This is a genomic window from Pseudomonas sp. PNPG3, assembly GCF_023093815.1.
Lineage (GTDB): Bacteria > Pseudomonadota > Gammaproteobacteria > Pseudomonadales > Pseudomonadaceae > Aquipseudomonas > Aquipseudomonas asiatica.
In genome coordinates, this window is the sequence record NZ_JALLKV010000022.1 from 84,149 (window position 1) to 91,608 (window position 7,460).

Annotated in this window: 17 protein-coding genes; all 17 read left to right on the forward strand. The window is 61.6% G+C overall.

Annotation, left to right across the window (positions count from 1 at the left end):
* Positions 1-10 precede the first annotated feature (10 nt).
* Positions 11-439, forward strand: coding sequence for a hypothetical protein (locus MJ643_RS16315; RefSeq protein ID WP_247726947.1), 429 nt, complete (start codon positions 11-13; stop codon positions 437-439).
* Entirely contained in the window at positions 436-810 is a 375-nt protein-coding gene (locus tag MJ643_RS16320) for an ASCH domain-containing protein (protein WP_247726948.1), read from the forward strand. Before MJ643_RS16315 ends, MJ643_RS16320 begins: the two co-directional genes overlap by 4 nt.
* Positions 807-1,286 carry a phage protein NinX family protein gene (locus MJ643_RS16325; RefSeq protein WP_247726949.1) on the forward strand — a complete coding sequence of 160 codons (480 nt, stop codon included), beginning with the start codon at positions 807-809 and terminating at the stop codon, positions 1,284-1,286. The genes MJ643_RS16320 and MJ643_RS16325 overlap by 4 nt, the downstream gene beginning before the upstream one ends.
* Positions 1,283-1,738: a phage protein NinX family protein gene (locus MJ643_RS16330; protein WP_247726950.1), complete on the forward strand. Its 456-nt coding sequence runs from the start codon at positions 1,283-1,285 to the stop codon at positions 1,736-1,738. Before MJ643_RS16325 ends, MJ643_RS16330 begins: the two co-directional genes overlap by 4 nt.
* The gene (locus MJ643_RS16335; protein WP_247726951.1) at positions 1,731-2,354 is read left to right on the forward strand and encodes a hypothetical protein; all 624 of its coding nucleotides are present in this window, start codon (positions 1,731-1,733) and stop codon (positions 2,352-2,354) included. The genes MJ643_RS16330 and MJ643_RS16335 overlap by 8 nt, the downstream gene beginning before the upstream one ends.
* 14 nt (positions 2,355-2,368) lie before the next feature.
* Positions 2,369-2,521 (forward strand): hypothetical protein, encoded by a 153-nt coding sequence (locus MJ643_RS16340; protein WP_247726952.1) that lies wholly within the window; start codon positions 2,369-2,371, stop codon positions 2,519-2,521.
* A complete protein-coding gene (locus tag MJ643_RS16345; protein WP_247726953.1) occupies positions 2,511-2,843 on the forward strand; it encodes a hypothetical protein in 333 nt (110 codons plus the stop codon). The genes MJ643_RS16340 and MJ643_RS16345 overlap by 11 nt, the downstream gene beginning before the upstream one ends.
* On the forward strand, positions 2,840-3,466 hold the full coding sequence (locus MJ643_RS16350; RefSeq protein WP_247726954.1) for a hypothetical protein: 627 nt from the start codon (positions 2,840-2,842) through the stop codon (positions 3,464-3,466). Before MJ643_RS16345 ends, MJ643_RS16350 begins: the two co-directional genes overlap by 4 nt.
* 111 nt (positions 3,467-3,577) lie before the next feature.
* On the forward strand, positions 3,578-3,952 hold the full coding sequence (locus MJ643_RS16355; protein WP_247726955.1) for a hypothetical protein: 375 nt from the start codon (positions 3,578-3,580) through the stop codon (positions 3,950-3,952).
* Positions 3,952-4,533 (forward strand): hypothetical protein, encoded by a 582-nt coding sequence (locus MJ643_RS16360; RefSeq protein WP_247726956.1) that lies wholly within the window; start codon positions 3,952-3,954, stop codon positions 4,531-4,533. The genes MJ643_RS16355 and MJ643_RS16360 overlap by 1 nt, the downstream gene beginning before the upstream one ends.
* Complete coding sequence (locus MJ643_RS16365) at positions 4,530-4,757, forward strand: hypothetical protein (protein WP_247726957.1); 228 nt, start codon at positions 4,530-4,532, stop codon at positions 4,755-4,757. The genes MJ643_RS16360 and MJ643_RS16365 overlap by 4 nt, the downstream gene beginning before the upstream one ends.
* Positions 4,744-5,649 (forward strand): hypothetical protein, encoded by a 906-nt coding sequence (locus MJ643_RS16370; RefSeq protein ID WP_247726958.1) that lies wholly within the window; start codon positions 4,744-4,746, stop codon positions 5,647-5,649. The genes MJ643_RS16365 and MJ643_RS16370 overlap by 14 nt, the downstream gene beginning before the upstream one ends.
* Positions 5,649-5,975: a hypothetical protein gene (locus MJ643_RS16375; RefSeq protein WP_247726959.1), complete on the forward strand. Its 327-nt coding sequence runs from the start codon at positions 5,649-5,651 to the stop codon at positions 5,973-5,975. Before MJ643_RS16370 ends, MJ643_RS16375 begins: the two co-directional genes overlap by 1 nt.
* Positions 5,972-6,475 (forward strand): DUF1643 domain-containing protein, encoded by a 504-nt coding sequence (locus MJ643_RS16380; protein WP_247726960.1) that lies wholly within the window; start codon positions 5,972-5,974, stop codon positions 6,473-6,475. The genes MJ643_RS16375 and MJ643_RS16380 overlap by 4 nt, the downstream gene beginning before the upstream one ends.
* The gene (locus tag MJ643_RS16385) at positions 6,472-6,804 is read left to right on the forward strand and encodes a hypothetical protein (RefSeq protein WP_247726961.1); all 333 of its coding nucleotides are present in this window, start codon (positions 6,472-6,474) and stop codon (positions 6,802-6,804) included. Before MJ643_RS16380 ends, MJ643_RS16385 begins: the two co-directional genes overlap by 4 nt.
* Positions 6,805-6,987: 183 nt before the next feature.
* On the forward strand, positions 6,988-7,236 hold the full coding sequence (locus MJ643_RS16390) for a hypothetical protein (protein WP_247726962.1): 249 nt from the start codon (positions 6,988-6,990) through the stop codon (positions 7,234-7,236).
* A gap of 7 nt (positions 7,237-7,243) precedes the next feature.
* Positions 7,244-7,460 (forward strand): hypothetical protein (locus tag MJ643_RS16395; RefSeq protein WP_247726963.1); only part of this gene is annotated, 217 nt, incomplete at its 3' end.

Genomic DNA, 7,460 nt, shown 5'->3' on the forward strand with positions numbered 1-7,460 from the left:
CGGGGGCAGCGTGACGACAGAAGAATACATTCGAGACTGCGCCGCTCGCGGCTATTCCAAAACCATGGTGCTCGAAACCCTGGGCATCTGCCGGTACTCGTTCTACGCAATGCTGGAGGCGATGGCCCCGATCGACTGGCCGGGTCGCGGCCAATCGCTGGCTTGCAAGCTGGCGAATGAAGCGCGTCGAGGCATCAGCACCCAGAAGATCCGCGATGCGTCAAAGAAGGCGCATGCAGCCGTGCGCGCCAAGCACCTCAAAACCGTAGATGGCGTGCAGGGCAGCGTCGAGGAGCTGGCGCGTATGTATTCAGTTAGTGCGAGCACTGTACGGCGCCGCGTCAAAGCAGGCATGACATTGGAGGAAGCCTTGAAGACTCCGATTACGCCCGTGGCACAGCACCGCAAAGGGTTCAACGAGAGGTTTATTTCGGCATGAAAGCCTTATCAATCAAACAGCCGTGGGCGTGGCTGATCATCCACGGCGGCAAAGACATTGAAAACCGCACCTGGCACACGAAGTTTCGCGGCCGGTTCCTAGTGCATGCAGCTAAAGGCATGACCCGCGCCGAGTTCAACCAGGCGACATGGGTATTTGGCCCGCTCGGCGTTAAAGCCCCTAGCTTTGAAGAACTGGAGCGCGGCGGAATAATCGGCTCGGTCGAGCTGGTCGACTCTCTCGATCACAGCGATTCGCCCTGGTACATGGGCGAAAAGGGTTTCGTTCTGCGCGACCCGAAGCCACTGCCATTCATCCCCTACAAGGGGCGTTTGGGATTCTTTGACGTTCCCGAGGAGATTCTGCAGTGAGCGCCCTTGAACTGATCGAAGTGAAAACAGCCGAACTAAGTGGTTTGGCTCTGGACTGGGCTGTTGGCATTGCTGATGGGCGCGAGCTTGAGCTGCCAAATGCAGTTCGTAAGCGTACTTGCGTTGTCTGGTGCGATCCATTTGTCATCAAACGTGAAGGTCACCCCGATTTCCACGACAAGACCCGCCGTCACTGGAAGCCCTCTACTGACTGGGCAGACGGCGGCCCGCTGGTCGAAGCCTATGACGTGGAGCTTGTGCGATTCGGCGATGAGGCGGGGTACCTGAAGGATCCTGAGTGGAACCAGAAGCCCTGCGTGGTTGCATACATCCAGCGCAATCACGCTGACGGCGAGGCCTGTTTCGATATCGATTCAGGCCTGCAGGGGGAAACCCGCCTCATTGCTGCTTGTCGAGCCATCGTTCGCGCCAAGCTTGGTAACACCGTCCAGGTGCCACGGGAGTTGCTGCAATGAGCGGTCAGGCAGCGGTGTTGGCCTCTGGGCTGAAGCTGGCCACCGAGCTGGTCAAGGTCAGTGCTGCCGATCTTTCCGGTGAAGCGCTGGCCTGGGCGGTAGGCGAGATCGAGGGCGTTGTGCTCTACCTGGACGGGCCGCGGGCGTACCTGACCGACTGGCGCGTGTATTACCGCCGGGGCGGCCAGGTGTCCTACCGCATCGAGCGGTACAACCCTCAGGAAAACTGGACGCTCGGCGGTCCGCTGGCTGACCGGCACTGCAAAGTGTTCGGCCACAACAAGCACGTAGGTGCGAATGGCGAGTGGCGGACCTTCGCTTACAAGGATGGGCCCATGCTGATGCGCCTGGCTGGCGGGGATTCGATACTGGTGGCGCTGTGCCGAGCCATTGTCCTGCTGCACCGCGGCGAGACGGTCCTGGTGCCAAAGGAGCTGGTCAGCCATGGGTAAACGAGCAATCCACTATGACGGATACGACGGCGGTACCGAGGCCGGTGGCGACGACTCCGACGATCAACTGATTTGCGGTACCGAAGGCGAATTCGAGCAGCATCACTTCACTCCACATTGGGACCTGGTCACCTGCAAGCGTTGCCTGCGGATTCGCGAGAAGGCAGACAAACGCCACGCGCTCGACCTGCAGGCGCGCAAGGCTGAAGAGTTCGATGAGCTACATGCCCTGGCCAAGGCCATCGGGTACGCCAGTGCCGCAGCCGCGATCCTGAGCGCTGGGCCTTCCAAGATTGAGCACGACGCTCTGCCGGTCGATCGGGAGAATCTGCGCGTTGCGGCTGAGCTGGCGCTGGTATGTGTGTGGCCGCCTGAGCGTCTTGGGGCGCCGGCCGGCGATTTCGTGCGTATGGCCAGCCCGGTAACCGTGCTGGCTCTGCTGGAAGAGAGCGCGGCCCTCTACAAACGAGCCGATCCAGCCTGGGCGGCTCTGCAGCCCGGCGTCGGCATGGTGACCACCTACCTGCGGAATGCCCAGATATTCCAGGGCGTGGACCAGATTGAAGCCATGCTGCAGTTCGCCGTTCGGGCCGCCAACCTGGTGCGCCACAAATGACCCCAGAGCAATTGATGACTCTCTACATCGCCGGCGCTGTAGTCACTGCACTCGGGACTCCAAACCTGAATCGCTTCTACCGCCGCTCCCTGCTGTGGCCACTCTACTGGCTGTATGTGGGAATGCTGGTACTGATCGAAATCAAAGAGGCCATCCGTGGACGCTGAAAACCAAATCTCCCTGCTGGTCGATCGCCTGGCTGGCGCCAACAAACAGATCGCCATGCTGAAGAGCCAGCTGGAACAGAGCAACACCGAGAAGCAAGCCCTGGAGAAGAGCCTGAACATGATTCGCTTGTCCTGTAAGGCGCTCGGCAAAGACCTTGGCCAGGCTCGCCAGCGCCTCATGCGCTTCCACCGCGCGCTGACCTGGCTTGCGCACTCCCCAACGATCCGCCTGGCCGATGGCACGCCGGCATGGGTATCCAAGACACTGAACAGCGCCATGGTGAACGACCGTCGGCCGCTGGATAACGGGAGAGCCCTGTGACCGCCCAGGCGTGGGTGCTGCAGGACTCGCGCAGCTTGGTTGGTGATCGCCTCATGTTCTGGGCTACGGGCGGCGGCTACACCAGCGACCTGGACAAGGCCGAGCGTTACAACCAGGTCCAGGCCGTGGCGCAGAACCGCTCCCGGGAAAGCGATCTGCCATGGCCGCTGGCGTACCTGGAGCAGCACACGGAAACCGCGGTTGACTGCCAGTACATCAAGCCCGAGGCGGTCGAGGCCGGCTTACAGGATACCGAGCGCAGCTACATGGCAGCCAAGGGCGTCTGGAATGGCAACGACCTGTATTGGCTCACCGATGACGGCCAGGTGACGGCCAACTTCGCCAAGGCGCACGCCTTCCCGATCGGCATTGCGCGCAGCATGGCCAAGCCGACGCATCACAATGTCAGAGCAATTCCTGTGGCGTTGGCGGACTCTCTGGCGCGCAAAGTGGTGCCAAATGGGGGTGTCAAAATCGGGATAGCGTTACGGGGTACCGGTGTCGAGCTGGCAAAGCCTCCTCGATCCCGGTCGCGCTCAATGCGCTGCGGCCACTGCGGCGTGTTCATCAGCCAGTACCAGGTTGGCGATTGCCCGAAGTGCGGGGGGAGCAATTACCCCTGAGCGGTTGAGTGCTTTAGGCGCCCTAAGACATAAAGGCGCCTAAAGCACTATTAGCACCAAGGCGCCTATGGTATTGTGCGGTCCGTCAGCCAGACACACAAAGGAATCCCCATGGGTCACCCCCTACCTTCCCAAGATCCCGCTACCGATATCGCCAGCTGCGTGCTGGTGCCTATCCCATGGCTCAAGCACGGCGTTGAACTGCTGCAGGAGCACGGCGAGTCCGGCCCTACGGTCCAGAAGCTGAGCCAGCGCGCAAGCGAATGGGAGCGCCACAAGGCCCCCGGCCGCCGCCAAGTGAAGCTGTCCGAGCAGCGCGCAGAATTCGAGAAGGCACACCCGGTACCGGATATGGCTTTCTGGTCTGAAGCCGAATGCACCTATGTCGCCGTCAAGGACTGCCCCGAGCAGCATGCTGTGGCAGATCGAATGAATACGCTTTACGCCGGCTTCCTGCTGCGCGCCCGTACCCCGGAGGGGCTGTGATGAACGACAAGTTTTCGGAAATCAGTACTTCGGCTGCCGCCGTCACCCTGACACCGCCACCCTTCAAGATGGCGTTCCAATCTTCGCGCGGCGAGCACCTGGGCGAATTGTTCGAAACGGATACCGGTACCCTGGAATTCGAAGGCAAGGCGGAAGAGTCGGCCGGGGCACTGTTCGACCACCTGGTGCAACATCACTCCCGTGCATTGACTTCGGCCGACGAGCGCATCAAGTCGATGATCAACAAGATCAAGGACTCGATGCCGGAGACGTTGGAGAACTGCACTCTGAATGCAGCTGCTGCCACCATCCAAAAGGTACCGTCAGTCACCTATGAGAACCTTGCCAAGATGGCAAATGACTTACGGGTCTATGAGGAATCCGAAAAAGATCGGCAGATTCGCGAGCTTGCTGAGCACATGTGGGGGCTTGGCTGGCGTGACCCTTCGGGCGATCGGGAAGGCTTTGTGAACAGCATGCGGGCGCTCCTGACGCTGTGGGATGGCCGCAAGCGGCCGGTGAGCCTGTTCGATTCGATCAACATCCCTATGCCTTCAATGCCTCGGGGGTTCGGCCTGTGAGTATCGCCGCCGCTGTGTTCCTCAATACCGTGCTGTGCGCCGACGCCACCCGCGAGAAGTGCGACCCGCCCGAGTTCATGTATGCACCCGAGGAGTCGGCGCCGCCGGCCGTGCGCGCCGCGACCTGCGAGCAGCTGGCGCAGGCCATGAACCTGGTACAGCTGGACAAGTCGGTTTACTACGTGTGCTCGCCGTCCAAGGGGGTTGCCAGTGAGCGCACTTGAACAATCGACCCGCCGGGAGCTGGTGTTTACCGCCAGCCCGCAAAGCTGGGAGCGTATCGACCAGGTGATGGCGCTGCAGGGCCACGACAAGTACAGCCTGACCGTTGCCCGCGGCTTCGCCCTGGTGCAGTGGGTACTGGAGCAGCAGGCCGCCGGTCGGACCATAGGCGCTATGGCCGTCGGTGGCGACTTCCTGCCCCTGGAAGAGCGCCCTGAGCTGCTGGCGCCGCGGCCGCGCATGCAGGTTGTCCAGGATTCTCCGCCAGTGGCTGCGCCGACGACAGCTGAGCCAGACCAGGCCACAGCGCTGGCGCCGGCCGAGGCGACGGCAGAGCCTGCGCCTGATTCCCCCTTGGGCGCGCTCAAAAGGCTTGAGTCATCTGCCGCGCGCAAGGAGCAGGGGCAGGCCGACGACACCGCCCCCAAGGGCCCAACAAACGCGCAGCTGAAGAAGCCCAGGAAATTCGTAGTGCCCGCGCGCCGTGAAAAGGTCGACAACCGGCCTACGGGTACCGGCCAGAGCCCGATCCGCACCCTTGAGGCTGAGCGGGCAGAGTGCCTGGCGCGAAATGAAAAGTTCCCGATCGAGCATCAGGGCAAGCCGCTGCCGGCGAACCTGGATCACAGCTGTCTGCAGTACCTGCTGGATGGCTTACAGGTGGCCGACGCGAGCCATTTCCGCGTCATTGGGCCTTCCCACGTCGGCATCTACGGGCACTTCCCGAAAAAAGACTGGTGCGTCTATGACCCGATCAGCCGCAAGTGGCGGCCAGACGTGCAGGCGCGTGAAGGCTTCGCGAAGCTGTACAGCATTGAATTGGCGATCGATTACCTGCAGCGCCAACCAGCGCCGGACCCGGCGCCCGAGGACCTTGAAGAGGTTACATACTGATGAGCAAGCCAATAGAGGTGCCGGTGCGCCGCTTCACCCAGGAAGAAGTGCGCAATGCCGGGCCGGACCTGACCAAGTCGGGTTTCGTCACCGGTGACGCCCATGATGCGACCGTGGCTGTGTTGCGCGCGCAGATCGCTGACCTGACCGCCGACAAGCAGCGACTCGACAGCGGGCGTATCGTCACCCAGGAGCGCGACGAGTTCGGGCAGCCCTACAATTGTGAGCGCCGCGGCGTCGACCTGCGGGCTGCGATCGATGAGGCTATAGCGCTGGCGCTGAAAGATGAAGCATCAGCTTTCCCCTGGCCGGAGGCTATTCGATGAGCGCGATTATCAGCCCCTGCGGACTCTACCGATACCGCCTGGAGCGTGAAGTGCAGGCCCGTGGGTTGACCTTCGCCTATTTCGGCATCAACCCCTCCACCGCCGACGCGTCCCTGGATGATGCGACCGTGCGCAAGTGGAAGGGCTTCACCCTGCGAAACGGCGGCCGCCGGTTCATTGTCGGCAATGTGTTCGCGTTTCGCGCCACCGATGTTAAGCGCTTGGCAGCTCACACCACCCAATCCGCTCAGGGGCCCGATTGGGCCCTGCACATGGACCAGATCATGGCTGACGCCGACGTGCTGGTGCCTTGCTGGGGCGCATCAGGCAAGATACCGGCTCACCTACGCGGCGAGCTGGATAAGATGCTGGCGAAGCTGCAGGCAAGCGGAATGATGGTGATGACCTTTGGCGTCACCGCCTGCGGCCAGCCGAAGCACCCGCTGATGCTGCCCTACGACACCCCGCTGACGCCATGGCCACAGGAGATCGTAAAGTGACGACCCTGTACCAATGCGTCGTGTGCAAGTACGTCCACCGGGACGAGCCAGAGGGCGAATGCGACGGGTGCGATCGCAACCCCGAGCTGACGTTTAAAGAGTTCGTGCCCAAGCCTGAGCATGCATTCATTGACTTCCTGATCATCCGAGAGGAGGGAAAGCAGCCACGTATCGGCACATTGCCGGTGGATCAGGATAAGGCCGCCCAGCACCTGGTGAAAGTGTACGAAACCCTTCCTGGCGCAACCATCGATGTGGTGACGACCTGGTCTGATGGCCGGCAGCAGGCAGTCGAGGACGGCCAAAAGTGGCTGTCAATGCACGTTTAGCGATAAAGGCGCCATAAGCACCAACAGCACTAAGGCGCCATTAATCATGACTCAGAAGCCCGCACTGTCGGGCTTCTTTCATTTCTGCGGTTGCCTATTTCACTGGCACATACCAGAATGCGCGTAAAGGCGCCTAAAGCACTAAGGCGCCATTGTCCGTCTATCCCCAGGAGCTTGCACCCCGTGACTGAAACCATCAACCCCGTTGCCGATTACCCCGCTCTGAATGTGGATATCATCGGCACCGCTGAAACTGCCTCGCAGGCGCACCGAGATGCTACTTACGCGCATGGTTACCTACAGGCACTCTTCGACACAGAACAAATCCAGCAAGCGGACTACGACCAACACCGTGCAACAATTCAGGAGGCGCTAAAGTCTCGCTTGTCCTTCCTGAGAGCAGTACCTGTTAATACCGAACCTGGCCGCTGAAGCTGCTATGAACGACCACTCCGTCGAAGCTGGTGAGCTCGAAACCGCCGAGGACTTGGCCGCGCTTCGCCGCGATGCCGCGCGTTACCGCTGGCTGCGGGAGCGCGCCGTGCGCCTGCAGGGCAGTGAGGTGTGGTGGCAGGGCGGCTGCCTGGATCTGCGCGTGGACACCGGCCTGGACCATGTGCACGCTGAATACACCGCTGAACCCGAGCCGCGTCGCG